23 protein-coding genes and 3 tRNA genes are annotated in these 26,316 nt (G+C 68.1%); 10 read left to right on the top strand and 16 right to left on the bottom strand.

Annotated features, from left to right (window positions below):
• Positions 1–7 precede the first annotated feature (7 nt).
• Genes O4H32_RS05405 through O4H32_RS05395 form a run of 3 tightly spaced genes read left to right on the top strand, consistent with a single transcriptional unit; the run spans position 8 to position 2,387 of the window.
• Entirely contained in the window at positions 8–364 is a 357-nt protein-coding gene (locus O4H32_RS05405) for a PepSY domain-containing protein (protein ID WP_269357396.1), read from the top strand.
• The gene (locus tag O4H32_RS05400) at positions 361–1,026 is read left to right on the top strand and encodes a response regulator transcription factor (RefSeq protein ID WP_269357394.1); all 666 of its coding nucleotides are present in this window, start codon (positions 361–363) and stop codon (positions 1,024–1,026) included. The genes O4H32_RS05405 and O4H32_RS05400 overlap by 4 nt, the downstream gene beginning before the upstream one ends.
• On the top strand, positions 1,023–2,387 hold the full coding sequence (locus tag O4H32_RS05395; protein WP_269357392.1) for an ATP-binding protein: 1,365 nt from the start codon (positions 1,023–1,025) through the stop codon (positions 2,385–2,387). The genes O4H32_RS05400 and O4H32_RS05395 overlap by 4 nt, the downstream gene beginning before the upstream one ends.
• Positions 2,388–2,403: 16 nt before the next feature.
• Here O4H32_RS05395 and O4H32_RS05390 read toward each other — a convergent pair whose 3' ends face one another.
• The 6 genes from O4H32_RS05390 to O4H32_RS05365 all read right to left on the bottom strand — a co-directional run bounded on the left by O4H32_RS05390 (position 2,404) and on the right by O4H32_RS05365 (position 7,185).
• The gene (locus O4H32_RS05390; RefSeq protein ID WP_269357390.1) at positions 2,404–2,814 is read right to left on the bottom strand and encodes a DoxX family protein; all 411 of its coding nucleotides are present in this window, start codon (positions 2,812–2,814) and stop codon (positions 2,404–2,406) included.
• 21 nt (positions 2,815–2,835) lie between these two features.
• A tRNA-Pro gene (locus O4H32_RS05385) sits at positions 2,836–2,912 on the bottom strand.
• A 59-nt stretch (positions 2,913–2,971) separates the two neighbouring features.
• Positions 2,972–4,864, bottom strand: coding sequence for an LTA synthase family protein (locus O4H32_RS05380; RefSeq protein ID WP_269357388.1), 1,893 nt, complete (start codon positions 4,862–4,864; stop codon positions 2,972–2,974).
• Positions 4,865–4,876: 12 nt separating this feature from the next.
• On the bottom strand, positions 4,877–6,148 hold the full coding sequence (locus O4H32_RS05375; RefSeq protein ID WP_269357386.1) for a phospholipase A: 1,272 nt from the start codon (positions 6,146–6,148) through the stop codon (positions 4,877–4,879).
• Positions 6,149–6,270: 122 nt separating this feature from the next.
• Positions 6,271–7,041 (bottom strand): trans-aconitate 2-methyltransferase, encoded by a 771-nt coding sequence (tam, locus tag O4H32_RS05370; protein WP_269357384.1) that lies wholly within the window; start codon positions 7,039–7,041, stop codon positions 6,271–6,273.
• 67 nt (positions 7,042–7,108) lie between these two features.
• Positions 7,109–7,185: transfer RNA gene (locus O4H32_RS05365), tRNA-Arg, on the bottom strand.
• Between the two features lie 194 nt (positions 7,186–7,379).
• Here O4H32_RS05365 and O4H32_RS05360 point away from each other — a divergent pair.
• The 3 genes from O4H32_RS05360 (at position 7,380) to O4H32_RS05350 (ending at position 10,027) form a co-directional block, all read left to right on the top strand.
• Positions 7,380–7,688, top strand: a complete 309-nt coding sequence (locus tag O4H32_RS05360; protein ID WP_269357383.1) for a DUF485 domain-containing protein — start codon at positions 7,380–7,382, stop codon at positions 7,686–7,688.
• Complete coding sequence (locus O4H32_RS05355) at positions 7,685–9,403, top strand: cation acetate symporter (protein ID WP_269357381.1); 1,719 nt, start codon at positions 7,685–7,687, stop codon at positions 9,401–9,403. Before O4H32_RS05360 ends, O4H32_RS05355 begins: the two co-directional genes overlap by 4 nt.
• Before the next feature lie 144 nt (positions 9,404–9,547).
• The gene (locus O4H32_RS05350) at positions 9,548–10,027 is read left to right on the top strand and encodes a carboxymuconolactone decarboxylase family protein (protein ID WP_269357380.1); all 480 of its coding nucleotides are present in this window, start codon (positions 9,548–9,550) and stop codon (positions 10,025–10,027) included.
• On the opposite strand, the gene O4H32_RS05345 is transcribed toward O4H32_RS05350, so the two are convergent.
• The 5 genes from O4H32_RS05345 to O4H32_RS05325 form a co-directional block, all read right to left on the bottom strand.
• On the bottom strand, positions 10,024–11,226 hold the full coding sequence (locus O4H32_RS05345; protein ID WP_269357379.1) for a trans-sulfuration enzyme family protein: 1,203 nt from the start codon (positions 11,224–11,226) through the stop codon (positions 10,024–10,026). The two genes, O4H32_RS05350 and O4H32_RS05345, sit on opposite strands and share 4 nt — an antisense overlap.
• A gap of 77 nt (positions 11,227–11,303) precedes the next feature.
• Positions 11,304–12,758 carry a cardiolipin synthase gene (gene cls, locus O4H32_RS05340; RefSeq protein ID WP_269357377.1) on the bottom strand — a complete coding sequence of 485 codons (1,455 nt, stop codon included), beginning with the start codon at positions 12,756–12,758 and terminating at the stop codon, positions 11,304–11,306.
• Positions 12,755–12,988: a hypothetical protein gene (locus O4H32_RS05335; RefSeq protein ID WP_269357376.1), complete on the bottom strand. Its 234-nt coding sequence runs from the start codon at positions 12,986–12,988 to the stop codon at positions 12,755–12,757. Before O4H32_RS05335 ends, cls begins: the two co-directional genes overlap by 4 nt.
• A 39-nt stretch (positions 12,989–13,027) precedes the next feature.
• Positions 13,028–13,456 carry a multidrug/biocide efflux PACE transporter gene (locus tag O4H32_RS05330; protein ID WP_269357375.1) on the bottom strand — a complete coding sequence of 143 codons (429 nt, stop codon included), beginning with the start codon at positions 13,454–13,456 and terminating at the stop codon, positions 13,028–13,030.
• A 92-nt stretch (positions 13,457–13,548) separates the two neighbouring features.
• Positions 13,549–13,624 (bottom strand) — tRNA-His (locus O4H32_RS05325).
• Between the two features lie 115 nt (positions 13,625–13,739).
• On the opposite strand from O4H32_RS05325, the gene O4H32_RS05320 reads away from it, so the two are divergent.
• The 4 genes from O4H32_RS05320 to bamC all read left to right on the top strand — a co-directional run bounded on the left by O4H32_RS05320 (position 13,740) and on the right by bamC (position 17,199).
• Positions 13,740–14,366, top strand: a complete 627-nt coding sequence (locus tag O4H32_RS05320) for an L-threonylcarbamoyladenylate synthase (protein WP_269357373.1) — start codon at positions 13,740–13,742, stop codon at positions 14,364–14,366.
• Positions 14,367–14,433: 67 nt separating this feature from the next.
• A complete protein-coding gene (locus O4H32_RS05315) occupies positions 14,434–15,087 on the top strand; it encodes a site-2 protease family protein (protein WP_269357371.1) in 654 nt (217 codons plus the stop codon).
• Between the two features lie 82 nt (positions 15,088–15,169).
• Positions 15,170–16,072 (top strand): 4-hydroxy-tetrahydrodipicolinate synthase, encoded by a 903-nt coding sequence (dapA, locus tag O4H32_RS05310; RefSeq protein ID WP_269357369.1) that lies wholly within the window; start codon positions 15,170–15,172, stop codon positions 16,070–16,072.
• Between the two features lie 2 nt (positions 16,073–16,074).
• The gene (gene bamC / locus O4H32_RS05305) at positions 16,075–17,199 is read left to right on the top strand and encodes an outer membrane protein assembly factor BamC (RefSeq protein ID WP_269357568.1); all 1,125 of its coding nucleotides are present in this window, start codon (positions 16,075–16,077) and stop codon (positions 17,197–17,199) included.
• A 74-nt stretch (positions 17,200–17,273) separates the two neighbouring features.
• On the opposite strand, the gene cysG is transcribed toward bamC, so the two are convergent.
• The 5 genes from cysG to mutS all read right to left on the bottom strand — a co-directional run bounded on the left by cysG (position 17,274) and on the right by mutS (position 26,299).
• Positions 17,274–18,701 carry a siroheme synthase CysG gene (gene cysG, locus O4H32_RS05300; protein WP_269357368.1) on the bottom strand — a complete coding sequence of 476 codons (1,428 nt, stop codon included), beginning with the start codon at positions 18,699–18,701 and terminating at the stop codon, positions 17,274–17,276.
• Positions 18,698–20,416 (bottom strand): assimilatory sulfite reductase (NADPH) hemoprotein subunit, encoded by a 1,719-nt coding sequence (gene cysI / locus O4H32_RS05295; RefSeq protein WP_269357366.1) that lies wholly within the window; start codon positions 20,414–20,416, stop codon positions 18,698–18,700. The genes cysG and cysI overlap by 4 nt, the downstream gene beginning before the upstream one ends.
• A 60-nt stretch (positions 20,417–20,476) precedes the next feature.
• Positions 20,477–22,282, bottom strand: a complete 1,806-nt coding sequence (locus tag O4H32_RS05290) for an assimilatory sulfite reductase (NADPH) flavoprotein subunit (protein WP_269357364.1) — start codon at positions 22,280–22,282, stop codon at positions 20,477–20,479.
• Between the two features lie 146 nt (positions 22,283–22,428).
• A complete protein-coding gene (locus tag O4H32_RS05285) occupies positions 22,429–23,625 on the bottom strand; it encodes a cupin domain-containing protein (RefSeq protein WP_269357362.1) in 1,197 nt (398 codons plus the stop codon).
• Positions 23,626–23,701: 76 nt separating this feature from the next.
• A complete protein-coding gene (gene mutS, locus O4H32_RS05280; protein WP_269357360.1) occupies positions 23,702–26,299 on the bottom strand; it encodes a DNA mismatch repair protein MutS in 2,598 nt (865 codons plus the stop codon).
• Between the last annotated feature and the right edge of the window lie 17 nt (positions 26,300–26,316).

Raw genomic sequence — 26,316 nt, 5'->3', positions numbered from 1 at the left:
GTCCGCGATGCTTCGCCGAGGGATGCCGGCGTTCGCCCTGGCCCTGGCCTTGTGGGCTACGGTCGCCGGCGCGCACAATCACGACCGGGACATGGCCGAACGGCTGCAGGCCATGGGTGAAGTCCGTCCGCTGCAGGATATCCTGGCGCAAGTGGCGCGCGACTATCCGGGCCAGATCCTGAAGGTCGACTTCGAGCGGGAAGGCGACGATGACGACTGCCGCGCGTGCCGCGACCGCTGGATCTACGAGCTGAAGCTATTGCAGGATCAGGGCCGCATGACCAAGCTGAAAATCGATGCCCGCACCGGTGAAACGCTGTGGGTGGGCACGCGATCGATGCGCCGCGAAGGGAAACATCCATGAGATTGCTGGTCGCCGAGGACGAGCCGCTGCTGGCCGCGCAATTGAAGGTGGCGCTGGAAAAGTCCGGCTATGTGGTCGATGTGGCGGCCGACGGCCTGGATGCCGAACATCAAGGACTGAACGAGCCCTACGATCTGGTGGTGCTGGACCTGGGGCTGCCTGGCCGCGACGGCCTGACGGCGCTGAGGACCTGGCGCGAAGCGGGGCGGACGATGCCGGTGCTGATCCTGACGGCGCGTGACAACTGGCACGACAAGGTGGCGGGCATCGACGCCGGCGCCGACGACTACCTGACCAAGCCTTTCCACCAGGAAGAACTCGAGGCCCGCGTGCGTGCGTTGCTGCGCCGCGTCGGCGGGCACGCCACGGCCGACATCCGCTGCGGGCCGCTGCTGCTGGACACGCGCCAGTCCCGCGTCCTGCTGGACGACGCGCCGCTGGACCTGACCAGCCATGAATACCGGGTGCTGGCCTATCTGCTGATGCATCAGGACGAGGTCGTGTCCCGAGGCCAATTGGTGGAGCACATCTATGCCCAGGATTTCGATCGCGATTCGAACACCATCGAGGTCTTCGTCGCCCGTCTGCGGCGCAAGATCCCGCCGGGCCTGATCCAGACGGTGCGCGGCCTGGGATATCGCCTGTCGGCCATCCCCCAATGAAGGCGCGGCATCGCTCGTTGCGCCTGCGTCTGCTGGCCGTCACGCTGGCCTGGACGCTGCTGAGCGTGGCGCTGGCCGGCTGGGTCATCCAGCGCATGTTCCGCCAGCACATCCAGGCGCAGTTGCAGTCCGAGCTGGGCATCCATCTGAATCAGTTGACCGCCTCGCTGCAGGTCGATGAGCAGGGCAGGGTGTCCTTGTCCACCTTGCCGCCCGATCCGCGTTTCAGCCATCCGTTCTCCGGCCTGTACTGGCAGATTTCCGTGCCGGCCGAAGGCACGCGCTTCGCCCAGTTGCTGCGCTCGCGGTCCTTGTGGGATGCGCATCTGCCGGACGTGGCCGGTGATCTCGAACCCGGACGCGACGTGGCCCTGCAGGCGCCCGGACCGGATGGAAAGCCGCTGCGCATGCGGCTGCGGGAGGTCCATCCCGCCGAAGGGCCGGTCGATACGCTGATCCTGGCGGTGGCGGCCGATGAGGCCTTGTGGGTCGAGCCGGTGAGCCGCTTCGACCGCATGCTGGCGATGGCGCTGGGCATCCTGGCGCTGGGCATGGCGGCGGCCGCCTGGATGCTGGTCGGCTTCGGGTTGAGGCCCCTGGTGCGGTTGCGGGAGCGGCTGGCCGCGTTGCGCGAGGGGCGGTCTGACCGGATCGAGGGAGAATTCCCCATGGAAGTCCGGCCCCTGGTCGAGGATTTCAACCTGGTGCTGGGCCGCAATGCGGAGAGCCTGGAGCGGGCGCGCATGCAGGCCGGCAATCTGGCGCACGCCTTGAAGACGCCCTTGGCGGTCATGGCCAATGCGGCCCAGGCGGAGGACCCGGCCTTGCCGCGGCTGGTGGCCGAACAGGTCGAGGCCGCACGCCGTCAGGTGGATTATCACCTGGCCCGCGCCCGGGCCGCGGCGGCGGTGCGCGTGACCGGTCTGCGCAGCCCGATCCTGCCTTTGCTGCAGGGGCTGGTGCGTGTCATGGACCGGGTCCACGCCGAGCGCGGGCTGCGCTACGACCTGGAAGGCGTGCCCGGGGATCTGGCGTTTCGCGGCGAGGCGCAGGACTTTCAGGAGATGCTGGGCAACGTCCTGGACAATGCGGGGAAATGGGCGCGCCGGCAGGTGCGCGTCACCGCCCGCCGCCAGGACGGCGAATTGACGATCCGGGTCGAGGACGATGGCCCCGGCCTGAGTCCGGAGCGGGCCGAGATGGTCTTCGAGCGGGGCAGGCGGGCGGACGAGCGCACGCCCGGTTCGGGGCTGGGGCTGGGGATCGTGCGGGATCTGGCCGATCTGTATGGCGGCTGGGCACGGATCGAAGCGGGCGATCTGGGCGGGGCGCGGGTGGTGATCACCCTGCCGGCCGCCTAGGTTTTTTCAGCCTGGGTCAGTTCCAGCGGCCGTTGCGTCCGCCCAGGCTGTACGCGCCTGCGCCGAACAGGGTGACGGCGAGGCTGGCGATCAGGAACATGCCCTGCAGTTCCAGCGCCCAGCCGCCGCTCTTGCCCAGGTCGAACAACTGGTGCATATGGACCAGGCCGATGGCGAACAGCATGTTGATCACGGAGAGCAGGCCGCCGAGTCGGGTGAACAGGCCCAGGATGATCAGGACCGGGGCGATCACTTCGCCGATGTAGACGCCATAGGCCACGAAGCCGGGCAGGCCGCGCTGGCCCAGCATGTCCACGATCCAGCCCACGCCGCCATCCAGCTTGGACAGACCATGGAGCAGCAGCAGGATGCCCAGGCCCAGGCGCAGGACCAGCTTGCCCAGATCGTCGTACGTGGAAGAAGACATGGCGGTTTCCTCGATCGTGGTTGGTCGGGGCGACATGATTCGAACATGCGACCCTCTGCTCCCAAAGCAGATGCGCTACCAGGCTGCGCTACGCCCCGACTGGACCGCAAATTCTACCATGGGGGCCGGGGTCGAACAGGGCCTGGCCGGGACGGCATCAGCCGGGCAGCCGGAGCGCCGGCAGCGTGTGCGCGCGGTTGCGGTAGGCCCAGGTCGGCCATAGCGCGTGGGCGAGGGCGATGCGGCCGAGCACCGGGTCCGGATCCAGCGGCGTGTAGCCATCGGGTGCGGCGTAGCGGTAGAAACGCGCGGGCTGTTGGGGCTCCAGTATCGCCAGGGTTTCGTCTCGCAGGTAGCCGTAGAGCGTCTCGTATTGCATCATGGCCCGTCCGCCCGCGTCCGCGCGCGTCAGGTCGTGGCCGATCATGGGGTGGGCGTCGTCGATGCCGATCAGAGACAGCAGGGTCGGCGGCAGGTCGATCTGGCTGACGATGCGCTCGTCGCGTCGCGCTTCGACGCCCGCGCCCAGGATCAGGGCCGGGATGTGGAAATGCCGCAGCGGAATGCGCTGGGCGCCGCCGACGCGGGCGTCATGGTCGGCCACGATCAGGAAGACCGTGTCGTCCCAATAAGCGCTGGCGCGGGCTTGCTCGAAAAAGCGGCCGATGGCCCAGTCCGCGTAGCGCACGGTGTTTTCAACCGTGGCGGGGTCGCCTTCGACCGGGATCCGGCCGGCCGGATATTCCCAGGGCGTGTGGTTGCTGACGGAAAAGGCCAGGTGCAGGGTGGGTTGGTCGCCGCCTTGCGACAGCAGCGCGTGCAGTTTGTCGAACATGTCTTCGTCGCTGGCGCCCCAGGTGCCGACGAAGGCCGGCGTGTCGAAGGTCGGCCGGTCGTGCAGTTCGTCGAAGCCATTGCCCAGGAAGAAGCTTTTCATGTTGTCGAAATGGGCTTCTCCGCCATAGATGAAGCGCGAGCGGTAGCCGTGTTGCTTCAGCAACTGGGCCAGGGTGAAGAAGCGGCTCTGGGCGTCGCCCAGGCGCAGGGCGGCGTCCGACAGGGTGGGGGGGAAGCCCGCCGTGACGGCCTCCAGGCCGCGCACCGAGCGGGTGCCGGTGGCGTAGGCGCGGGTGAAGTTCCAGCCTTCGGACGCAAGGGCGTCCAGGCAGGGGGTCAGGCCCGCACCGCCCAGGTTGCCGACGTATTGGGCGCCCAGGCTTTCCTCGACGATTAGCACCAGGTTGCGGGGCCGCGCGGGCCGCTGGCTGGCGGGCTGGCGGTGCAGCGTGGGGATCTCGGCCGGGCCGGGCGGGATGCCCGCCTGTTCCTGGATGATCGCGTGCAATTCGGTGTCTTGCAGGTCGCCATAGACGTCGGCGGCCGAGCGTTCGTTCTTGATCGCATACAAGGCGAACAGCACGCTGTACAGGGACGTCAGGGGCAGGGTGTTGAGCAGGCTGTCGCCGCACCAGGCCACCGAGGCCGGATTGATCGGACGGTGGCCCAGCGTGCCCCGGATGGCCAGTGCGATGGCGGCGGCGAAGACCAGCGTGAGCAGGATCCGCCAGGGCCAGGCGGGCAGTGCGTCGGGCCGTGCACCGGCGAACAGCGTGTGGCCCAGCCAGGCGGCCAGGCCCAGGCCCAGGGCGGCGCCCAGCAGGACCGGTTTGTAGCCCTTCCACAGCATGCCGAAGACTTCCTTGGGATATTTCAGGTAGTCGATGTACAGGCGGTTGGGGCGGCTGTCGTACTCCCGGATGAACTGGGGCGTGGAGACCTCCAGCAGCACGAACAGCAGCCAGACGGCCTGCAGCCACAGTCCGGTCAGGAAAATGGCGACGGGCCGGTCGCCCAGCCAGGGCGCCAGCAGCAGCGGAATCCCCGCCCACATGGCGATCTGGTTCAGGTCGATGCGCAGGCCCCAGCGGAAGATCGGCCAGGGACCGCCGGCCGCCCGCACCCGGGGCCAAAGCCACACGGTCAGCAGCAGGCGGCTGAGGGTCAGCAGCGCCAGGGAGGCCAGGGCGAAAACCCCGATCTGGGTAAGCATGGAATGGGTTCCTCAGGGCACCAGCGCGATGCCGATGCGCAGTTGCGGGTCGTCTTTCCGGTCGTAGCCCAGCAGCGTTTCACCATAGCCCCGGAAATACTGCACATACAAGTGGCCGTTCATGTGCAGGAAAGTGCGCTTCAGGGGCCAGGCGGCTTCCAGCTGGGTGGCGTTGCGCCCGCCGGTGCCCTGGCGGTACAGGCCCGACAGGATCAGGCCGTCGTCCTGCGCCCAGCGCAGTTTCCAGTCCACGTAGCCCAGGGAGCCCGGATAATCCATGTCATGGTCGGTCCAGACGTAGTATTTGAAGCGCGGCCGGAAGCTGAGCGTGCTGCCGCCGTCGAAGCGGTAGTCGATTTGCGGCTGGACGTAGAGATCGTTCAGGGATCGGGAGTCTTCGTTGTCCTTGCCATTGGACTTGTGCTCGAAGCCCGCGTTCAATCCCAGGGACCAGCGTTTGTCGCCGGTGGACCAGATTGCGTCGCGCGCCCAGAACAGGCTGGGATTGTACGTCGTGTCCACGAAGGGGATGGAGTCGGAATGCAGATCCCACAGGGCGGTCTGCGTATAGCCGAAATACCAGTTGTCCATGAAGCCCGGCCGGGCGGGATCGTCGGGGCTGAACAGGCGGTATTTGAAGCTGACCTGGAAACGGGCGTTGGCGCCATCGCGGTTGCCCACCGCGAAATAGATCGGATCGTAGGAGGAGATCGCGTTGCGGAACGTGTCGAAGGGGGACAGGCCGTTGCTGGCGGGCGCGGCGGTCGTGGTGGGCGCCGCCGTCGCCGGGGCGGCCGCGAGGGGCGTGCCGGCCGGTACGATGGAGGCCGGCCCGGCGGCGTCCGCGTCCGTCGAGGCCAGCATGCCCGGCCGATCGTCCGGGCCCACCCGCAGCGCCAGCAATGTATCGGCCACGCCATCCAGGCGCAGGGTCAGCAGGCCGTGCGCGCCGGCCGGCACCCGGCCGCTCCAGGCCATGCGGGTGAAGGTGTTGGCGGGCAGATCGATGGCGTCCGGCGACGTCCGCAACTGGAAATGCGCAGGCGTCGTCCGCCCCTGGGCATCCACCCAATGGCCGGTCATTTCCCGAGCAACCGGGCTGGAGAGTGCCGCGCCGGTGTCGTTCGTCAGCAGCCCCTCCAGTTCGACCGGATTGCCGGGGCCGGCCTGCGGACTGGTCAGGCGGTACGACAGGCCCGCGTGGGCGGCGCCGGCCGCCAGGCAGAGGCAGCCGATGGCGAGCATGGAGGCGTGGCGCAGGCCTGTATGTCGGAGGCAAGGCATGATGTTGAAATTCAAGGCGGAGTCGTGCCCGGCACTTTAGCATTTGCAGCCGTGGCGCACGTTTCCTGGTGTGTCCGGACCCGGTCGGGCGATGGGCGCCCGGTTTGCGCGGGTTGCCGGCCTTATCTCGTGGCGACGATGAACAGCCGGGGCATGGGCAGCAGCACCGATCCGTCGACCTGCGTCGGATAGACTTGTGCCAGTTCGTCCCGGTATTGCGCCAGAAACAACGACTGTTCGGCCTCGTTCAGCGGCGCCAGGAAAGGGCGCAGGGCGCTGCCCTTGAACCAGGCCACGATGCCGTCCACCCCGTCGGGCAGCACGTGCCAGTAGCGCGTGCGCCAGATGTCCACCCGCCCGCAATGCGGCCTGAGCAGATCGTAATACCAGGGAACGGGGTGTCGGGGAAAGCGGGTGCTGCGTTCGTCGCCGATGCGGTCCGACCAGCGGGGGTCGGCGGCCGTCTTGCGCATCAGGGTCTTGACGGGGTCGTCCTGATTGTCCGGCATCTGGACGGCCAGGCTGCCGCCGGGTGCGAGAAAGCCGGCCAGCCTGGGAAACAGGGCCGCATGGTCCGGGATCCATTGCAGCGAGGCGTTGGCCAGGATGACATCGAAGGGCTCGTCGGGCGCCCAGGCGGCGATGTCGGCTTGTTGGAAGTCCACGTCCGGCAGTCTTTTCCGCGCGGTGGCCAGCATGTCCGCGGAGCTGTCCAGCGCGATGGCGTGGGCGCCGGGATAGCGCGCCAGCAAAACTTCCGTTGAATTGCCCGGGCCGCAGCCCAGGTCGGCCAGCCGGGCGGGGCTGGGTGTCGGGACCCCCGCCAGCAGATCCCTGACCGGACGGGTGCGTTCGGTTTCGAAGAGCGTGTATTGGGTCGCCGACCAGGCCATGTGCCGTCCTCCTGTGGAATCCGCAGCGCGCCGCCGGAGGCCGCCGTCATGTCCCGCGACGAAGCCATGGCCCGCCCTACTGGATTCGAACCAGTGACCTACGGCTTAGAAGGCCGTTGCTCTATCCAGCTGAGCTAAGGGCGGTCGGGTTTCGCCTGGGGTCCGGGCCGAATCGCGGCTGGCGCGATCCCTTCGGACGTCTGCGAATCCTGGATTCTAACGTGCATTCCAGGGCTCGGTGTTTTCCCTGATGGCTCAACGGAATGCGTGGGCTGTAAGGCCCTCGTAAGGTCGAGTTTCTATCTTGCACCGCACCATAGACCCATCAGGAGACAGACATGGGAGACAAGCGGACACAAGCCATCGTGTCGAACCCGAGATACCAGCAGTTGCGACGCACGCGGCTGCGCTACGGCTGGACCCTGGCCGCGATCATGCTGCTGGTGTATTACAGCTTCATCGGCGTGATCGCCTTCGACAAGGAACTGTTTGCGTTGAAACTGGGCGAGGGCGTCATGACCTGGGGCATCCCGGCCGGCTTTGGCGTGATCGTGTTCAGCGTGCTCATCACCGGTCTGTACGTGCGACGCGCCAACAGCGAATTCGACCGCCTGACCCGCGAGATCGTCCAGGAGGCCGGGCAATGAACCGCACGACTCGATGGGCGCTCGGCGCGCCGGCCCTGGTGGCCCTGGCCTCGACCGCGCAGGCTGCGGGCGGCGATCTGGGCGAGCTGCAGCGGCAGCCCACCAACTGGACCGCCATTGCGATGTTCAGCCTGTTCGTGCTCCTGACCCTGTGGATCACGAAATGGGCTGCGGCCCGGACACGTTCCACCGCCGATTTCTACACCGCCGGCGGCGGCATCACCGGCTTCCAGAACGGGCTGGCGATCGCCGGGGATTACATGTCCGCCGCTTCGTTCCTGGGCATTTCCGCCGCCGTGATGATCAACGGCTACGATGGCCTGATCTATTCCATCGGTTTCCTGGTGGGCTGGCCCATCCTGACCTTCCTGATGGCCGAGCGTCTGCGCAACCTGGGCAAATTCACTTTCGCCGACGTGGCGGCCTACCGCTTCAGGCAGGGGCCGATCCGCGCCTTCGCGGCTTCGGGCACTCTGGTGGTGGTGGCGTTCTACCTGATCGCCCAGATGGTCGGCGCCGGCCAGCTCATCAAGCTGTTGTTCGGCCTCGAATACTGGATCGCCGTGGTCGTGGTCGGTGTGCTGATGATGGTCTACGTGCTGTTCGGCGGCATGACGGCCACCACCTGGGTGCAGATCATCAAGGCGGCCCTGTTGCTGGGGGGCGCGACGTTCATGGCTTTGATGGTGCTGGCGCATTACGGCTTCTCGCCCGAACGCCTGTTCGCCGCCGCGGTGGAGGTCAAGACGCTGGCCGCCCTGAACGCCGGCAAGGACGCCGCCCAGGCAGGCGCTGCGGGACAGTCCATCATGGGGCCGGGCAACTTCATCAAGGATCCGGTCAGCGCGATCTCCTTCGGCATGGCCCTGATGTTCGGGACGGCCGGCCTGCCGCACATCCTGATGCGTTTCTTTACCGTGCCCGACGCGCGCGAGGCCCGCAAGTCCGTGTTCTGGGCCACCTCCTGGATCGGCTATTTCTACATCCTGACTTTCATCATCGGCTTCGGCGCCATCGTGCTGGTGTCCACCAATCCGCAATTCCTGGACGCGGCCGGCGCCTTGATCGGCGGCGGCAACATGGCGGCGGTGCATCTGGCCGACGCCGTGGGCGGCAACGTGTTCCTTGGCTTCATGTCGGCCGTGGCCTTCGCCACGATTCTGGCGGTGGTGGCCGGCCTGACGCTGTCGGGCACGTCCGCCGTGTCGCACGACATTTATGCGACTCTGGTCAAGCACGGCCATGCCACCCGCGAGCAGGAAATGAAGGTCGCCAAGATCACCACGGTGATTCTCGGGATCGTCGCCGTGGCGCTGGGCATCGCTTTTGAAAAGCAGAACATCGCGTTCATGGTGTCGCTGGCCTTCGCCGTGGCGGCGTCGGCGAACTTCCCGGTGCTGTTCATGTCGGTGCTGTGGAAAGGCTGCACCACGCGCGGCGCGATGATCGGCGGCTTCGCCGGGCTGATCAGCGCCGTGGCGCTGACGGTGGTCTCGCCGTCCGTCTGGGAGGCCACGCTGGGCAATCCGCCCGGCTCGGCCTGGTTCCCCTATGCGTCTCCGGCGCTGTTCTCCATGACGATCGGTTTCGTGTCGATCTGGCTGTTCTCGGTCACCGACCGCAGCGAACGCGCCCGGATCGACCGGGCCGGTTTCGAGGCGCAGACCGTGCGCAGCGAAACCGGGATCGGCGCCGCCGCCGCCAGCGCGCACTGATCCCGGGGACTCTCGCACCCCGACGGCCGTCACGGGCCGTCGGGGTGTTTATTTTTCCGGTGCGGGCGGCGCGTGTGGCCGATCCGGACCCGGTCGGCGCACAATGCCGGGTGCCCTTCGCATCTTTTACGGAGTCGAACTCTCATGACCCAACGCCTGAACTACTACCAAGCCTCACCCGAAGCCGCCCGGAAATACAGCGAATTCAGCCAGTTGCTCCATGCCAATCCCTTTCTGGCGGAAATCGGCCATCTGGTCACGCTGCGGGCCTCGCAGCTCAATGGTTGCGCTTTTTGCGTCGACATGCACGTCAAGGAAGCCAAGCTGGCGGGCGAGCGCGAGCTGCGCCTGCATCATGTCGCGGTGTGGCGCGAATCCCCGCTGTTCACGGCCAAGGAAAAGGCCATCCTGGAATGGACCGAAACGTTGACGCGGCTGCCGCCCGAGGGCGTGCCCGAGGCGCTGTTCCAGCGCGTACGCGGCCAGTTGTCGGAAAAGGAACTGGCCGACCTGTCCTTTCTGATCGTGGCCATCAATGGCTGGAACCGCCTGGGTGTGGGGTTCCAGTCCGTGCCCGGCTCGGCGGACGCGCAGTTCGGCCTGGACAAGGCCGGATTGAACTAGGCCTTTTCCAGCGCCTGGGCCAGATCGGCCTTCAGGTCGTCCACGTGCTCCACGCCGACCGACATGCGGACGAAGTTCGGCTCGATGCCGGCGATCTTCATGTCGTCCTCCGTCATGGAACTGGCCCACATGGACGCCGTATGGACCGCCAGGGTCTCGACCCCCCCCAGGCTGACCGCCTGGGTCGCCAGCCGCAAGGCGGACACGAAACGCTGGGTGGCGGCGTATCCGCCCTTGATCGAATAGGCCACCACGGCGCCGAAACCGCGCATCTGGCGGGCCGCCAGCGCGTGCTGGGGATGGCTTTCCAGGCCGGGGTAGAAGACCCGTTCGACTTCCGGGCGGCTTTCCAGCCAGCGCGCCAGCGCCAGGGCGTTGGCGTTGATGCGCTCCATGCGCAACGACAGCGTGCGCAGACCGCGCAGCAGTAGCCAGGCGTCCATCGGCGACAGGACCGCGCCCAGGGTGACGTGCATTTTCCAGATGGTCTCGGCCAGCGCGTCGCTGCAGCAGATGGCGCCCGCCATCAGATCGTGGTGGCCGCCCAGGTATTTGGTGGCGCTGTGCACCACAATGTCGATGCCCAGGTCGTGGGGGCGTTGATTCAGTGGCGAGGCAAAGGTGTTGTCGGCCACGGTCAGGATGCCGCGCGGCCGGGCGATGTCCGCCACCGCCGCCAGGTCCGTGATGGACAGGCTGGGGTTCACCGGCGTTTCCACCATGATCAGCTTCGTCTCCGGGCGCAGCGCGGCGCGCAGGCTGTCCAGGTCCGTCTGGTCGAAGAAGCTGACCTGAACCCCGTAGCGCGTCAGGACTTCGGAGAACAGTTTCGACGTGCTCATGTAGTGGCGCTGCTGCGCCACGACATGATCGCCGGCCTGCAGCAGCGCCAGGATGGTGGTGCAGATGGCGCCCATGCCCGAACCCGTCAGCAGGGCGCTTTCCGTGCCTTCGAGGCCGGCGAGGATGGCCTCGACGCGCTTGTTCACCGGATTGCCGTGGCGCGTGTAGAAGGCTGCGGGGCGCACGGTGGTGGCCATTTCCGAGAACTGCTCGGCGGTCTCGGCGCGGAAGGTGGCGCTGTAATGGATCGGCGGGACCACGTCCGCCCCATGGCCGCAGACAGCGTCGCCGTGCAGCACCAGGGTCTGTTCGCGCCAGACGGGCGCGTCGAGGGCATCGGACCGGGAGGGGTTCATGGAAAGCGGGCTCCTGCGCAAATGAGAGACAGGCGCCCATCATACGCCCGGGTCGCTCCGGCGCCGGGGCCCTGGGGTCAGAGATACGGGCTGGCCAGCCAGATGATCCGGTTGCGCAGCCGCTTCAGGTAGGGCATGGCGTTCAGCGATTCCAGGGTCACGCGCTCGGACTGTTCGATGTCCGCGTCGATGCGCTGTGAAAGCTGTTCGGCCAGGGCGCGGTCGTAGACTTCCATGTCCAGTTCGAAGTTCAGTCGCAGGCTGCGGGGATCCAGGTTGGATGAGCCGACGTAGGACCATGCATCGTCGATGGTGAGCAGTTTGGAATGGTCGAAGTTCTTGTGGCAGCGCCAGACGCGGCAGCCGCCCTCCAGGACCTGGGCGAGCTGGGCGGTCATGGCGTAGTTCACCAGGCGCAGGTTGTTGCGGCCCGGAATCACGATGTCCACCTGGATGCCCCGCCGCGCCGCCGTGTTCAGCGCGCCGATCAGCACCTGGTCGGGCAGGAAGTAGGGCGACTGGATGCGTACGTGCCGCTGCGCCACGGCCAGGGCGCCCAGCAGCACGCGGTGTGTGGCCGCCATGAAGCGGTCGGGACCGCTGCGGATGCAGCGCGCCGGCACACGGGGCGCCGGGGGGAGCGGGGAGACGCGCACCCAGTCCTCGATACGCAGGCGTTCACCGGTGGCGAATTCCCAGTCGTTGGCGAAGACGGCGAACAACTGGGTCGCCAGCGGCCCCTCGATGCGGAAATGCGTATCGCTGTCCGCCCGGCGTCCCGCCAGGGACGCCATGAAGCTCTCGCGGATGTTCATGCCGCCCATGAAGCCCAGGTGGCCGTCCACGAACAGGATCTTGCGGTGGCTGCGCAGGTTGGCATAGGCCGAGCGCAGGCCCAGCGGATTGGTCATGAAGCGGTCGGCGCGGATGCCGTTGCGTTCCAGCAGTCGCAGGATGGGCGGGTGGGAATAGCGCGCGCCGACGGCGTCGATCAGCACCCGGATCTCGACGCCGCGTTCCTGGGCGCGCCGCAGGGATTCGGCGAAGCGCAGGCCGATGCGGTCGTGGTCGAAGATGTAGCTTTGCAGGGCGATGCAGTGATGGGCCTCGTCGATGGCCCGCAGCATGGCCGGATAGGTCTGGTCGCCGCTGTCGAGCAGGGTGACGTGGTTGCCGCCCTGCAGCGGGAAGCGGCTGACCTGGTCGCACAGGACCCGCAGCGAGGCGAATTGCGGGGCGGACACCGGACCGACGTCGCCGAAGGCCGGATGCGCGCTGTTGACGTAATCCTTGACCAGGCGGCTGCGCTGGGTGGACATCTGGTCGTGGCGGATGCGGTTGATGCCCGCGACCAGATACAGGAAAGCGCCCACGAAGGGTGACATCAGGATGACGCCGACCCAGGCGATGGCCGCGCGCACGTCGTTTTTCTGCATGGCCGCCTGGGCCGCGACGATCAGGCTGAAGGACAGCGACAGCAAGGCCGTCAGGTGCGGCCAGTATTCGCGCAGGAAGTCGGTCAGGACGCTCATGGCCGGTGGCGCAGGGTGTCGAACCAGTCCGGGTTGGGGCGTCCCTCGGCGGCATATTGCTGGTTGCGGGAATTCGAACGCCAGACGCCGCCGCCGATGCCGGGCACGGGTTCGGTGCGGTACCAGTACCAGCGTCCGTCCGCGTCCTGGGCGGACCAGTCCCAGCCTTCGGGGGCCAGGGACCAGTCGGGGGCCAGGAGGGCCGGACTCGGGTCGGAGGGCGTGTTCATGCGGCGTTCCGGGGCGTGGCCCGGCGGGATGCCGGGCGGTCAGTCGGCTGTGATCAGGTTCTGCCGAATCTTGTCATACCCCAGGTTGAAAAGAAAGCCGTAGGGCAGGTAGAACAGCACGAAACCGATGTCCAGCAGCAAGGCACGCCAGACCGAGATGTCCAGCCACCAGGCAACGAAAGGGATGGCGATCAGGATCAGGCCGCCCTCGAAACCGAAAGCGTGGGCCATCCGGACGCCAAGGGTGCGGTCGAAGCCGACACGCGCCTGCAGGCGGTCGAACAGCCAGTTGTAGAGCATGTTCCAGGCCACGGCGATCGTGGCGATGACGGCGGTGAGCACGCCCATGTCGAAAATGCCGTGTCCGGTGATCCAGGCGGCCAGGGGGGCGGAAATGCCGATGGCGAGAATTTCGAACGCCAGCGCGTGGAAGACGCGTTCGGATAACGGGCGGTCGTGGATGCGCATGGGGAAAGCGGTTCGCTGCGGCGGTGTCGTCACCGCGTGGATGCGATCGGACGGGGCCGTCCCCGCCGCCCGGGAAACCGGGGAAGAGGGCTTGGGGTGACCGATGGGGCTCGAACCCACGACAACCGGAATCACAATCCGGGACTCTACCAACTGAGCTACGGTCACCACTCAAAGAACTGGAATTCTAGCATGTCTTGAATCCTTTTGCAGATGTTGTTCCGGCCCTTGATCGCCAATGCGTTTTAGGTCATGTTATCGGCTACGGATAAGGAGCCCCCTCATGGCACAGATTTTCGTCGTCCATCCCGAAAACCCGCAATCCAGGCTGCTCCAGCAGGCCGGCGACCTGCTGGCCCAGGGGGGGCTGGTGGCCGTCCCGACCGACTCCAGTTACGCCGTCGTGGCGCGGCTGGACGACAAGGACGCCGCCGCCCGCCTGCGCCGGCTGCGCGGCCTGGACGAACGCCATCACCTGACCTTGCTGTGCCGCGATCTGGCCGAAATCAGCCATTTCGCCAAGGTCGACAATCCCCAGTACCGGCTGCTGAAGCTGGCCACGCCCGGCCCCTGGACCTTCATTCTGGAAGCCACCAAGGAAGTGCCCCGGCGGGTCTCGCACCCCTCGCGCAAGACCATCGGCATCCGCGTGCCCGATCATCGGGTGGCGCTCGCTCTGATCGACGCCGCCGGCTCGCCGCTGCTTTCGACCACCCTGATTCCCCAGGGCGAGACCCTGCCGCTGAACGACGCCCAGGAAATCGTCGGCCGCTACCAGCACGACCTGGCGGCCATTGTCGACGGCGGATCCTGCCCCTTCGAGCCCACCACCGTCATCGATCTGACGTCGGAAACCCCCCAGGTCGTGCGGGTGGGCCGCGGCGATCCGGCCTCGCTGGGCCTGTCCTGACCGCCCGAGCGGTTATGCTTACGGAGTTCGCCGGCCGCCGGCCGGCGCGTCGTTCGCCCGAGATTCCGTGGACAATCTGATCCAGACCATCGCGGTCTACGCCCTGCCGGTCCTGTTCGCCATCACCCTGCACGAAGCCGCGCATGGCTACGTGGCGCGTCATTTCGGCGACCCCACGGCCGAGCAGGCCGGCCGCATCAGCCTGAACCCCCTGCGGCACATCGACCTCATGGGCACCATCATCGTGCCGTTGGCGCTGCTGTTCGCCACCAAACTGATGGGCGGCGGGCTGCTGTTCGGCTGGGCCAAGCCCGTACCGGTCAACTGGGGCCTTCTGCGCCGGCCCAAGCGCGACATGCTGTGGGTGGCGCTGGCGGGGCCGGCCTCCAATCTGCTCATGGCCATCGGCTGGGTGCTGTTCCTGCGGGTCATGCTGTCGATGGGCCTGATCGGCGGCCCGCGGGATTTCTGGGCGCTCATGGCCAACGCGGGGGTCCAGGTCAACCTGATCCTGATGGCGCTGAACCTGCTGCCGCTGCCGCCGCTGGACGGAGGGCGGATCGTCTTCAGCCTGCTGCCTCCGCGCCTGGCCTGGCGCTATGGCCGCATCGAGCCCTACGGGCTGGTGATCCTGATCGTGCTGATGATGCTCGGCTGGCTCTGGCCGCTGATGCTGCCGCTCCTGAAACTGGGTCAGTGGGTCGTCAGTGGATTTTTGTAGATCGGTGGTCCGAATCCGGTAAACTTGGCTTTTTGTTTCGCCCGGGGACGTTCCCGGACGTCTTGCGGAGGCATTCCTCATCATGGCCGGTTCGGATTCATCGACCCCAGTCTTTCAGGGCAGCATGGTTGCCCTGGTCACGCCCATGCATCCCGACGGGCAACTGGACCTGGAAGCCTTCCGGAAACTGATCGACTGGCACGTCGAACAGGGCACCGACGCGCTGGTGGTGGTCGGCACGTCGGGCGAATCCCCCACGGTCACCGTCCAGGAGCAGGCCGAACTGATCGAGCTGGCCGTGCGCCATGCCGACGGACGCATCCCCGTGATCGCGGGCACCGGCGGCAATTCCACGGCCGAGGCCATCGAATTGCAGCGCCACGCCTATGCCGCCGGCGCGGCCGCCGGCCTGACGGTCGTGCCCTACTACAACAAACCCACCCAGGAAGGCCTCTATCAGCACTTCCGCGCCATCGCCGAATCCGGCGACCTGCCCAGCATCCTGTACAACGTGCCGGGCCGCACGGTGGCGGACCTGTCCAACGAGACCATCCTGCGCCTGGCCCAGGTGCCCGGCATCATCGGCGTCAAGGACGCCACCGGCAACATCGCCCGGGGCGCCCAGTTGATCGCGGCGGCGCCGGAAGGCTTCCACGTCATCAGCGGCGATGACCCCACCGCCGCGGCGCTTATCCTGCTGGGCGGCCGGGGCAACATTTCCGTCACCGCCAACGTCGCGCCGCGTCTGATGCACGAACTGTGCGCCGCCGCGCTGCGGGGCGACGTGCCCGAGACCCGCCGCCTGAACGACCGGCTGGCGACGCTGAATCGCGTGCTGTTCCTCGAGGCCAACCCCATTCCCGTCAAGTGGGCCGTGGCCGAAATGGGCCTGACGCAACTGGGCTACCGCCTGCCGCTCACCCCCTTGTCCGATCCGTTCCGCACCGTTGTGCGCCAAGCCCTGATTGAAGCAGGTTCTCTGTGATGATGAAACGCATGCCGCTCGCCCGGACCAGCCTGGTGCTGGCGGGTCTGCTGTCCCTGTCCGCCTGCTCGACCATCGGCCAGCTGACCGGCCAGACCGAATCCATCGAATACAAAAGCACCGTGGCGGGCGATCCGCTGTCGATTCCGCCCGACCTGACCCAGGCGAACAAGAACACGCACTACGTGGCGCCCGAAGGCGTCGCGCGCCTGAGCGACTACCGGGCCAGCCAGGGCGCGCAGAGCGCGAACCCGGCCGACCGTGTGCTGCCCAGGGCCCCCGGCATCGAAGTCATGCGCGATGGCACGCTGCGCTGGCTGGTCGTCAGCGAGGCCGCCGAAAACCTGTACCCGAAGGTCATCGAATTCTGGGGCGAACAGGGTTTCACCATCCATTCCCAGAATCCGCAGGCCGGTCTGATCGAGACCGACTGGGCCGAAAACCGCGCCAAGATCCCGGAAGGCTGGCTGCGCAGCGCCCTGGGCAGCGTGCTGGACCAGGTCTTCGACAGCGGCGAGCGGGACCGTTTCACCACGCGCATGGAGCGTGTGAACGGCAAGACCGAAATCTACATCAGCCACCAGCACATGGAAGAAACCCCCACCGGTGATGGCACGGCGTTCAAGTGGGTCTTCGGCAAGGAAGACCCGGGCCTGAACGCGGCCATGCTGGCGCGCCTGATGGTCTACCTGGGCACCGACCAGCAGCAGGCCGCCCAAAAGGTCAAGGCCGCCGAATCCGGCGCCGGAGCGGCCTCCGCGGCCCAGCTCGCCCAGAACCAGGATTCCCTGACGCTGGGCGAACCCTTCGACCGGGCCTGGCGCCGCGTGGGCGTGGCCATCGATTCGGCCCGGTTCACGGTCGAGGACCGCAATCGCGAGCAGGGTGATTACTACATCCGCTACCTGGACACCGATACGGGTGAAAAGATCGAACAGCAGACGTTCTTCGGCCGCCTGTTCGGCACCCGCAATGCCGCCGAAGCACAAAAACTGCGCATTCATCTGGCCCAGCAGGGCGGTGGCACCCAGGTCAGCGTGCGCGACGAGGCCGGCCAGCCCAAGACCGACGCCACGGCGCGCCGCATCCTGTCGGTGCTGGCCAAGAACCTGAAGGAAACCCAGTAAACTGCGGCCACGGTCGCGCGAAAGGCCAGGATCATGATCCTGGCCTTTCGTTTTATGTGCAGGTTCTTCGGGGCTCAGGCCACGGCCAATCGCCGCAGGGTGTCGCTCGACGCCGGCCGCAGGGTTTCGCCGAACCATGCCAGGTCCATGCCCAGGGCGGCGACCTCGCCGACGATGACCAGGGCGGGGGACTGGATGGCATGGCGGCGCGCGGCTTCCACGACCGAACCCAGGGTGGCGTGCAGGGTGCGCTGTCCGGGCCGGGAGCCGTTTTCCACCAGGGCGCAGGGCAGGTCGGCGGCATGGCCCTCGGCCAGCAGGCGGGCGCCGAGCGCCGGCAGGCGCTCCACCCCCATGTAGTACACCCGGGTCCGGCCATCGCCGCTGGCCAGATCCGGCGGTTTGGCCGCGCCCGTCCGACAGTGCGCGGTAGCCAAAGTCAGGGACTGGGCGTGGTCGCGATGCGTCAGCGGAATGCCGGCATAGGCGCCGCAGGCCAGGGCGGCGGTGATGCCGGGCACGACTTCGTAGGCGATGCCGTGTCGCTTCAGATGTTGCAGTTCCTCGCCGCCGCGCCCGAAGACCATGGGGTCGCCGCCTTTCAGGCGCACCACGCAGCACCCCTGTCGCGCGTACGATACCATCAGGGCATGGATGCGGGCCTGGGTCGATTCGTGCGGGCCGCCGCGGGCCTTGCCGACGTCGATCACCTGCGCATCGCGCCGCGCCAGCGACAGCACGGCGGGGCTGACCAGGCGGTCGACCAGGATCACGTCGGCCTCGTTCAGGGCGCGCAGCCCGCGCAGCGTCAGCAGGCCGGGATCGCCGGGCCCCGCGCCGACCAGCAGCACCTTGCCCGCCGGCGGCGGGGTGGCGATGGTCAAGGCCTGGTCCAGCAGGGTTTCCGCCTCGTCGGCGCGGTTGCGCCGCAGGGCGTCCAGGACGGGACCGTCCAGCAGCCAGTCGTAGAAGTCCCGGCGCGGGCGCAACTGCGGCCGGGCCTGGCGGATCCGGGACCGCTTGCGACGGGCCAGCGCGGCCAGATCTCCCAGCGCGGGATCGACCAAGGATTCGATGCGTTCGCGCAGGCGTCGGGCGATCACGGGCGCGGCGCCGCCCGAGGAAATGGCGAGGGTGATCGGGGACCGGTCCACGATGGCCGGCACCTGGACGCTGGACAGATCCGGATCGTCCACCACATTGCAGAACAGGCGGCGAGCCTCGGCGGCGTCCGCGACCCGTTGGTTCTGTGCGCGGTCATTGGTGGCCGCGACGACCAGCCAGGCCTCGTCCAGCAGGGCGGGGTCGAATTCCCCCAGGCGCAGCTCGATCCCGCCCGCCTGGGCGCGCGCCAGCACCTGCGGGTGGGCCGCGCGCGCGCTGACGATGACCCGGGCGCCCGCCGCGCGCAGCAGCGCGATCTTGCGTTCGGCCACCAGGCCCGCGCCCACGACGACGGCGATGCGACCCTTCAGGTCGGCGAACAGCGGGAAGTGGTTCATGCGGCGCCCGCCTTGCGGTCGGGCGCCGCAATGTGCGGACCGCGCGCGTCCGCCTGGATCACGCCGGCTCGCACCAGGAAGTCGCCGAACCCTTCATCCGCGATGCGATCGCGGGCGTACTGGCCGAACAGGGCGTCCAGGCTGGACAGGATTTCCGCTTCGGTGATGTTTTCACGGTAGACCACGTTCAGGCGTTCGCCGATGAAGTCGGCGCCCAGGCGCAGGTCGTAGCGCCCCAGGGCGCGGCCCACCAGGGCGATCTCGCCCAGGTAGGGGCGGGAACAGCCGTTCGGGCAGCCCGACAGGCGCAGCAGGATGGGCGCGTCGCGCAAGCCGTGCGTGTCCAGCAGGGCTTCGAGCTTGGGCAGCAGGACGGGGGCGTAGCGTTCGCTTTCGGCCATGGCCAGGCCGCAGGTGGGCAGCGCGACACAGGCGATGTGATGACGGCGGATGCCGCTCTGAGCCTTGTAGCCGTCCAGCCCGTATGCCTCGACCAGCGCGTCGATGGCCGCGCGGTCGGCTTCGTCCACGTTGGCGATCACCAGGTTCTGGTTGCAGGTCAGGCGGAACTCGCCCTTCAGGATCCTGGCGATTTCGCGCATGCCGGTCTGCAGGCGCGGACCGTCCTGGTCCCACAAGCGGCCCGAGGCGATGTACAGCCCCAGGTGCCAGCGGCCGTCCTCGCCGCGCGACCAGCCGTAGCGGTCGCCGTTGCCCTCGAAGCGGTAGGGACGCAAAGGCTCCAGGGGGACGCCTGAGCGCAGGCCGACCTGTTCGCGGAACCAGTCCACGCCCAGGCGGTCCACCGTGTATTTCAGGCGCGCGTGCCGCCGTTCCTTGCGGTCGCCGTGGTCGCGTTGCAGGGTGACCACGGCTTCGGCCACGGCGATCACGTTTTCCGGCCGGGTGAAACCGATCAGCGTCCCCAGGCGTGGGTAGGTGCTCGGATCGCCCGCCGTGGCGCCCATGCCGCCGCCCACAGCGACGTTGAAGCCCCGCAGTTCGCCGTTCTCGATGATGGCGACCAGCCCCAGGTCATTGGCGAAGACATCGCAATCGTTGGTCGGCGGGATGGCGATGCCGATTTTGAACTTGCGCGGCAGGTAAGCGGAATCGTTGCCGTAGATGGGTTCCTCGTCGACCGCTTCGCCGACCTGTTCGCCGCCCAGCCAGATCTCGGCGTAGGCGCTGGTGCGCGGCAGGAAGTGGTCGGACAGGCGTTGTACCCATTGTTGCGTCAGCGCGTGCTGGCTGGACAGGTGGGGGTTGACCGAACTGATCACCTGGCGGTTCACGTCGCCGCAGGCGGCGATCGTGGTGGCGCGGGCGTCGTGGATGCCCTGCATGAAGGCGCGCAGGTTGCGCTTCAGGATGCCGTGCCACTGGAAGGTCTGGCGCGTGGTGATGCGCAGGCCGCGCGTGGCGTATCGCCGCGCCAGTTCGTCCAGCACCAGCCATTGGTCCGCGCTGATCACGCCGCCCGGCAGGCGCGCGCGCACCATGAAGGCGTAGGCGGGTTCCAGTTTCTGCTTGCGCCGCTCGTCGCGGATGTCGCGGTCGTCCTGCATGTAGCTGCCGTGGAATTTCAGCAGTTTGGTGTCGGCTTCGGGGATGGCGCCGGTCACCGGGTTTTCCAGTTCCTTGGCGATGGTGCCGCGCAGGAAGCGGCTGCCGGTCTTGATGTCTTCCAGCGGGGACAAGGGGGAAACGCTCATGTCGGGATCAAAAGGAAAGGGGTGTTTGAAGAGAGGGACGCCGGCGGAATGCGAAGCCGGTCAATAAACGTCCCGCGCGTAGCGGCCCTGCGCGGCCAGGTCGTCGAGCCACAGGCGGGCGCCTTCCGTGTCCAGGCCGCCGTGGTCGCGGGCGATCTCCAGCAGGGCGGCGTGCACGTCGCGGGCCATGCGGTCGGCATCCCCGCAGACGTAGACGTGGGCGCCCGCCTGGATCCAGTCGTAGACGTCCGCGCCCTGCGCCAGCAGCTTGTGCTGGACGTAGATCTTGTCCGCCTGGTCGCGGGAGAACGCCAGGTCGATGCGGTCCAGATGGCCGTCCTTCAGCGCCTGCTGCCATTCGGTCTGGTACAGGAAGTCGCTGGTGAAATGCGGGTTGCCGAAGATCAGCCAGTTGCGCCCCGGCGCCTGCGCGTCGGCGCGGGCCTGGACGAAGGCGCGGAACGGCGCCACCCCGGTCCCGGCGCCGATCATGATGATGTCGCGGGTGGCGTCGGCCGGCAGGCGGAAGCGCGTGTTTTCCTCGATGAAGACCGGGACCATGTCGCCTTCGGCGCGTTCGGAAAGGTAGTGCGACGTCACGCCCCAGCGGGATTCGCCTTCCCGTTCGAAGGCGACATGGCCCAGGGTCAGGTGGACTTCGTCTTCGGCCACCGCTGCGCAAGAGGCGATGGAATACAGGCGCGGAGTCAACGGTCGCAGGGCAGCCACCAGTTCCGGTCCGGTCCAGTTCGCCGGCCACTGACGCAGCGCGTCGATCAACTGATGCGTGCCCAGGTAGGCGGTCAGACGTTCGCGGGCTTCCGGCGCCAGCAGCGCCGTCAGTTCGCCGCTTTGCGTGCGCTCCGCCAGGGCGGTCAGAAAAGGACGGGTCAGTACCGTCAATTCGCGGTAGCGGCCCAGCCATTCCCCCAGGGGGCGGCGCACGCCCTGGTGTTCGACGGCGTCGGCCGCGTTCAGGCCGCTGGCTTCCAGGACGCGGGCGACCAGGGTGTCGTCCTGCAGGGGCCAGACGCCCAGCGCGTCGCCGGGCTCGTAGCGCAGCTTGCTGCCCGCCAGGGATAATTCCAGGTGACGGATGTCCCTGTCGCTGTCGCGGCCCGTGATGGGCTGGTTGAGCAGGACTTCGGCCTGGAACGGGCGGTCGCGGGTGAATTTCTCGGCCTGGGGGTGCAGCGGCGTGACGGTGGCCTGGGGCGCGGTCGACGCGCCGGACTTCAGGGTGTCGCGCGCCTGCTCCAGCGCCCGGGTCTGCCAGGGCGCGGCGACCGTTTCGATGTCCAGGTCCGCCGCACCGGCGTCCTGCAGGCGCTGTGCGCCCAGTTCGGCCAGGCGGGTGTCGATCTTCTGTGAGATGCCGCAGAACGAAGGGTAGCTGGAATCCCCCAGGCCCAGCACGGCGTATTTCAGCCGGGGCAGCTTGGGGGCGCGCTTGCCCAGCAGGAATTCGACCCAGGCGATGGCGTCGTCCGGCGGGTCGCCATCGCCTTGCGTGCTCATGATCACGTAGAGCAGCTGCTCGTCCTTCAGTTCCTTGGTCTTGTATTGGTCGGCCCGCACCAGCCGGGCCTCCAGGCCCTGGGCGAGCACTTGCTCGTGCAGCGCGGATGCAATGCGCTTCGCGTTGCCGGTCTGGCTGCCATACAGGATGGTCAGGCGCCGGGCCGAGTCGGGCGCGGGAGCCGCGGCCACCGTCAACGGAGGCGCGGCTTCGCGCGCGGGTTGGCGCGCCTGGGCGACGCCGGCGAAATAGCCCGAGAGCCAATGCAGGCCGGGGGATTCCAGCGAGCCCGCCAGTTCGGCGATCAGGGCATGATGGGCTTCGGGCAGGTAGTTCGGCGCGAGCATGGCACGGTCTTGTGGAAACGAAGGAAGCGTCCATTCTGGGACGCTTCCCTCAAGCCGTGAACGAACCGATGCTTATGTTTTTATGCGGATATAAGCAAATTGCCTGACGAATCGGAGCGCCTTGCAAGGCGCGACGTGGACCGGGTTCAGTCTTCCCAGCGCAGCCAGCCTTCTTGCGCCCATTCGTCCAGCAGGGAGAGGGTTTCCGGGGCCAGGCGGCGGACCGCGTCGGCGTCCAGCGCGCGCTGGTCGGCCAGCGCCTCCAGACCGGGTTCGGCCGCCAGGGACGCGACCTCGCCGTTGATGAAGACCTGCCGGTCGCAATACATCAGCCGCGTGCAGCGGTCCAGCGCCAGGCGGCCCGACGCGGGCACCCCGGCGCTCAGCGTCAGTGGTTCGTCGGCCGGATCGAACAAGGCGCTGTCGGGCAGGGACGTCAGCCACTGGCCGAGGAAACGGGCCGCCACCGCGCGGTCCAGGCGTACCCGGGACAGGGTTTCCAGCGTTGCCCGCACCAGCGAGTCGGGCAGGGCCGCCGGGGTGCGGGTGGCGGGCTCGCCCGCGTCGGTGTACAGCGCGGCCAGGTCCGGACCGGGCAGGCAAGGGTGCCCGTACAGGCCCGGGTCGCCCAGGTGCTGGGCCGAGACCTGATCGGCGGCCGCTTCCAGCAGGCCCCGGGCCAGGGTGGCTTCGTTGGGGACGCGAAAGCCGATGGACAGCGTCATGCAGCCGTCGCCGATGGCGATGCCGTCGTGGCAGACGTGCGGGGGCAGGTACAGCATGTCGCCCGGCTCCAGGATGTCGTCCGCGTCCGGCCGGAAGTCGGCCAGGATCTTCAGCGGCAGCCCCGGCACCAGGGCGCGGTCCGTCTGCTGGCTGGTGCGCCAGCGGCGCCGGCCGTACCCCTGCAGCAGGAAGACATCGTAGCTGTCGAAGTGGGGGCCGACGCCGCCGCCGTCGGTGGCGATGCTGACCATCAGGTCATCCAGCCGGGCATCGGAAATGAAGCGGAATTGTCGCATCAGTGCGGCCGAAGCATCGTCGTGCAAGTCCACGCTCTGCACCAGCAGCGTCCAGTTCGGCTGCGTGGCCGGCGGCAGCCGGCGGAACGGTCCATGCTTCAGCGACCAGCCGCGTTCGCCATGGGTGATGAGGCGGGATTCGACTTCGTCGCGGCGGGCCAGGGTCTGCATGTCGCGGATCGTGACCGGGGGCTGGAAACCGGGGATCGCCTGGCGCACCAGCAAGGGTTTTTTCTGCCAGTAGTCGCGCATGAACTCCTGGGGCGTCAGGCCGCCCAGGAGGGGCGTGGGCCGGTCGATGTCGGGGATCGAGGTGTGCATGGGGAAGTGTCCTGTGGTGTGGGGCCGGGCGCCCGGCGCGCCGCGGCCCGGCTTGCGGACCGGACCGCCGTTCGAATCAGAGAAAGTCCCGGCGCAACTGGTAGATCAGTTCCAGCGCCTCGCGCGGACTGAGGCTGTCGGGTTCCAGCGCCTGCAGGGCGGCGCGCAGCGGCGCGTCGGGGTCGCCGCCGGACTCCTCGTCGGTCTGCTGGAAGAACAGCGCCAACTGGGAGTCCGCCCGGTTGCGGGCTTCCAGTTCGGCCAGTTCCTTGCGCGCATGGCGGATCACCACCGGCGGGATGCCCGCGCGCTGGGCCACATGCAGGCCGTAGCTCTGGCTGGCGGGGCCGGGACGGACTTCGTGCAGGAAGACCACGCCGTCGGGCGCGTCGGCCGCCGCCAGGTGGACGTTGGCCACGCCGTGGGTCTTTTCCGGCAGTCGCGTCATCTCGAAGTAATGCGTCGCGAACAGCGTCATGGCGCGATTGTGCGTCAGCAGCCGGTGGGCGATGGCCCAGGCCAGCGCCAGGCCGTCGTAGGTGGATGTGCCCCGGCCGATCTCGTCCATCAGCACGAGGCTGCATGGCGTGGCGGCCCCCAGGATCACGCCCGCCTCCATCATCTCCATCATGAAGGTCGAACGCCCGCCCGCCAGGTCGTCGGCCGCGCCGATGCGGGTGAAGATGCGGTCCACCGGACCGATCTTCGCCCGCGTGGCGGGCACGTAGCTGCCGGCGCGCGCCAGCAGCGCGATCAGCGCCACCTGTCGCATGTAGGTCGACTTGCCGCCCATGTTCGGGCCCGTGATCAGCAGCATGCGGCGTTCCTCGTCCATGCGGCAGTCGTTCGGAGTAAAGGATTCGATGCTGTGCTCCACCACCGGGTGGCGTCCCGCCTCGATGTCCAGGCAGATGTCGTCGGCCAGTTCGGGTGCCACCCAGCCGTGGGCGCGCGCGTGGTGGGCCAGTCCGGCCAGCGCGTCGATGCGCGCGAGGGCGGCGGCGCTGCGGGCCAACGCCGCCGCGTGTTCCGCCGCCTGGGCCAGGATCCGCTCGTACAGCAGCTTTTCGCGCGCCAGGCCGCGGTCCCGGGCAGACAGGACCTTGTCTTCCCAGGCCTTCAGTTCGGGCGTGATGTAGCGCTCCACGTTCTTCAGCGTCTGGCGGCGGCGATAATCGTCGGGTACCTTGTCGGCCTGGCCGCGCGAGACTTCGATGAAGAAGCCGTGGACGCGGTTGTATTCCACCCGCAGGTTGGCGATGCCGGTGCGTTCCCGTTCGCGGGATTCCACTTCCAGCAGGAAGGCGCCGTTGTCGCCCGCCAGTTGGCGCAGTTCGTCCAGTTCCGCATCGTAGCCCGCCGCGATCACTCCGCCATCGCGCACCATCAGGGCGGGTTCGGCGGCGATCCCCTGATTCAGCAACGCGTGCAGCGCCGGGTCCACGGGCACGTCGCGCAGGCAGTCGGCCAGCAGCCCCCGGGCGTCGAAAGTCGCCGCAGTGGTCCCGGCCAGCGCGTCCAGCCCGCCCAGCGCGTCGCGCAGGCTGGCCAGTTCACGCGGCCGGATCGTGCCCAGGGCCAGACGGGTTGCCATGCGCTCCAGGTCGGGCAGCGGCCGCAGCGCGTCGCGCAGGGTGCGCAGCGCGCCATCGGCGTCCGGCGCCCGCAGCAATTGTGTGATCACGTCCTGGCGGGCTTGGGCCTGCGGATTGTCGCGCAGCGGCGCCTGCAGCCAGCGGCGCAACTGGCGGCTGCCCATCGGCGTGCGGGCGTGGTCCAGCGTGCTGAACAGTGTCGGACCGTCGCCGCCGTTCAGCGTGTCGGTGATTTCCAGGTTGCGCCGCGTGGCCGGATCCAGCACCACGTAGTCGCCGCCCGCATCCACCGCCAGGCTGTGCACGTGGCTGAGCGCCTGGGCTTGCGTCGTCCCGACGTAGCGCAGCAGCGCGCCCGCCGCCCGCATCGCCAGCGGCAGGTGGTCCAGTCCGAAGGCGCCGATGTCGTTCACGCCGAAATGGCGCAGCAGCGTGTCACGCGCGCCGTCGGCCTCGAAGTGCCAGTCCGGCACCCGGCTGATCGCCGCGTCCAGTCCGGAGGATTCCAGCGCGAGCGTGTCCGCCTGTTCCGCGCAGACCAGCTCGGCGGGCGCGATGCGGCCCAGTTCCGCGTCCAGCAATTCCGGCGTCGATTCGCAGGCCTTGAAGTCGCCGTTGGCCAGGTTCATCCAGGCCAGACCCACGGTCTCGCGCCCGTGGCCTCGCCCCGTGACCCAGGCCGCGATCCGGCGGTCGTCGTCGGCCGGGAGCAGCGCGTCGTCGGTCAGCGTGCCCGGTGTGACCACACGCACGATCCTGCGTTCGACCGGGCCCTTGCTGGCGGACGGATCGCCGATCTGCTCGCAGATGGCGATGGATTCGCCCAGCGCCACCAGCCGCGCCAGGTAGCCTTCCATGGCATGGTGCGGCACGCCCGCCATCGGGATGGGCGCGCCGTTGGAGGTGCCGCGCTTGGTCAGTGTGAGATTCAACAGCCGCGCCCCGCGTTCCGCGTCGTCGTAGAACATCTCGTAGAAATCGCCCATGCGGTAGAACAGCAAATGCGACCCGGCCTGGGCCTTGAGCTGGAGGTACTGCTGCATCATGGGGGTGTGGCCGGCGAGGTCGGGGGTGGGCATGGGTGGAACGTCAGGAA

The sequence above is a fragment of the Castellaniella denitrificans genome (assembly GCF_027214045.1).
GTDB lineage: Bacteria > Pseudomonadota > Gammaproteobacteria > Burkholderiales > Burkholderiaceae_B > Castellaniella > Castellaniella denitrificans_A.
The sequence above is the reverse complement of the archived record's forward strand: the minus strand, read 5'-3'. Positions and strand labels throughout refer to the sequence as shown.

What these genes read in the sequence shown, in the direction of transcription:
- O4H32_RS05390 (WP_269357390.1), bottom strand. Translation starts at nt 2,814, where the DNA reads ATGTCTTCTTCCACGTACGACGATCTGGGCAAGCTGGTCCTGCGCCTG.
- O4H32_RS05330 (WP_269357375.1), bottom strand. Translation starts at nt 13,456, where the DNA reads ATGCGCATCCACGACCGCCCGTTATCCGAACGCGTCTTCCACGCGCTG.
- bamC (WP_269357568.1), top strand. Translation starts at nt 16,075, where the DNA reads ATGAAACGCATGCCGCTCGCCCGGACCAGCCTGGTGCTGGCGGGTCTG.
- O4H32_RS05285 (WP_269357362.1), bottom strand. Translation starts at nt 23,625, where the DNA reads ATGCACACCTCGATCCCCGACATCGACCGGCCCACGCCCCTCCTGGGC.
- cysI (WP_269357366.1), bottom strand. Translation starts at nt 20,416, where the DNA reads ATGAGCGTTTCCCCCTTGTCCCCGCTGGAAGACATCAAGACCGGCAGC.
- O4H32_RS05400 (WP_269357394.1), top strand. Translation starts at nt 361, where the DNA reads ATGAGATTGCTGGTCGCCGAGGACGAGCCGCTGCTGGCCGCGCAATTG.
- O4H32_RS05335 (WP_269357376.1), bottom strand. Translation starts at nt 12,988, where the DNA reads ATGAACACGCCCTCCGACCCGAGTCCGGCCCTCCTGGCCCCCGACTGG.
- dapA (WP_269357369.1), top strand. Translation starts at nt 15,170, where the DNA reads ATGGCCGGTTCGGATTCATCGACCCCAGTCTTTCAGGGCAGCATGGTT.
- O4H32_RS05320 (WP_269357373.1), top strand. Translation starts at nt 13,740, where the DNA reads ATGGCACAGATTTTCGTCGTCCATCCCGAAAACCCGCAATCCAGGCTG.
- O4H32_RS05380 (WP_269357388.1), bottom strand. Translation starts at nt 4,864, where the DNA reads ATGCTTACCCAGATCGGGGTTTTCGCCCTGGCCTCCCTGGCGCTGCTG.
- cls (WP_269357377.1), bottom strand. Translation starts at nt 12,758, where the DNA reads ATGAGCGTCCTGACCGACTTCCTGCGCGAATACTGGCCGCACCTGACG.
- O4H32_RS05375 (WP_269357386.1), bottom strand. Translation starts at nt 6,148, where the DNA reads ATGCCTTGCCTCCGACATACAGGCCTGCGCCACGCCTCCATGCTCGCC.
- O4H32_RS05350 (WP_269357380.1), top strand. Translation starts at nt 9,548, where the DNA reads ATGACCCAACGCCTGAACTACTACCAAGCCTCACCCGAAGCCGCCCGG.
- cysG (WP_269357368.1), bottom strand. Translation starts at nt 18,701, where the DNA reads ATGAACCACTTCCCGCTGTTCGCCGACCTGAAGGGTCGCATCGCCGTC.
- mutS (WP_269357360.1), bottom strand. Translation starts at nt 26,299, where the DNA reads ATGCCCACCCCCGACCTCGCCGGCCACACCCCCATGATGCAGCAGTAC.
- O4H32_RS05290 (WP_269357364.1), bottom strand. Translation starts at nt 22,282, where the DNA reads ATGCTCGCGCCGAACTACCTGCCCGAAGCCCATCATGCCCTGATCGCC.
- O4H32_RS05355 (WP_269357381.1), top strand. Translation starts at nt 7,685, where the DNA reads ATGAACCGCACGACTCGATGGGCGCTCGGCGCGCCGGCCCTGGTGGCC.
- tam (WP_269357384.1), bottom strand. Translation starts at nt 7,041, where the DNA reads ATGGCCTGGTCGGCGACCCAATACACGCTCTTCGAAACCGAACGCACC.
- O4H32_RS05395 (WP_269357392.1), top strand. Translation starts at nt 1,023, where the DNA reads ATGAAGGCGCGGCATCGCTCGTTGCGCCTGCGTCTGCTGGCCGTCACG.
- O4H32_RS05345 (WP_269357379.1), bottom strand. Translation starts at nt 11,226, where the DNA reads ATGAACCCCTCCCGGTCCGATGCCCTCGACGCGCCCGTCTGGCGCGAA.
- O4H32_RS05360 (WP_269357383.1), top strand. Translation starts at nt 7,380, where the DNA reads ATGGGAGACAAGCGGACACAAGCCATCGTGTCGAACCCGAGATACCAG.
- O4H32_RS05405 (WP_269357396.1), top strand. Translation starts at nt 8, where the DNA reads ATGCTTCGCCGAGGGATGCCGGCGTTCGCCCTGGCCCTGGCCTTGTGG.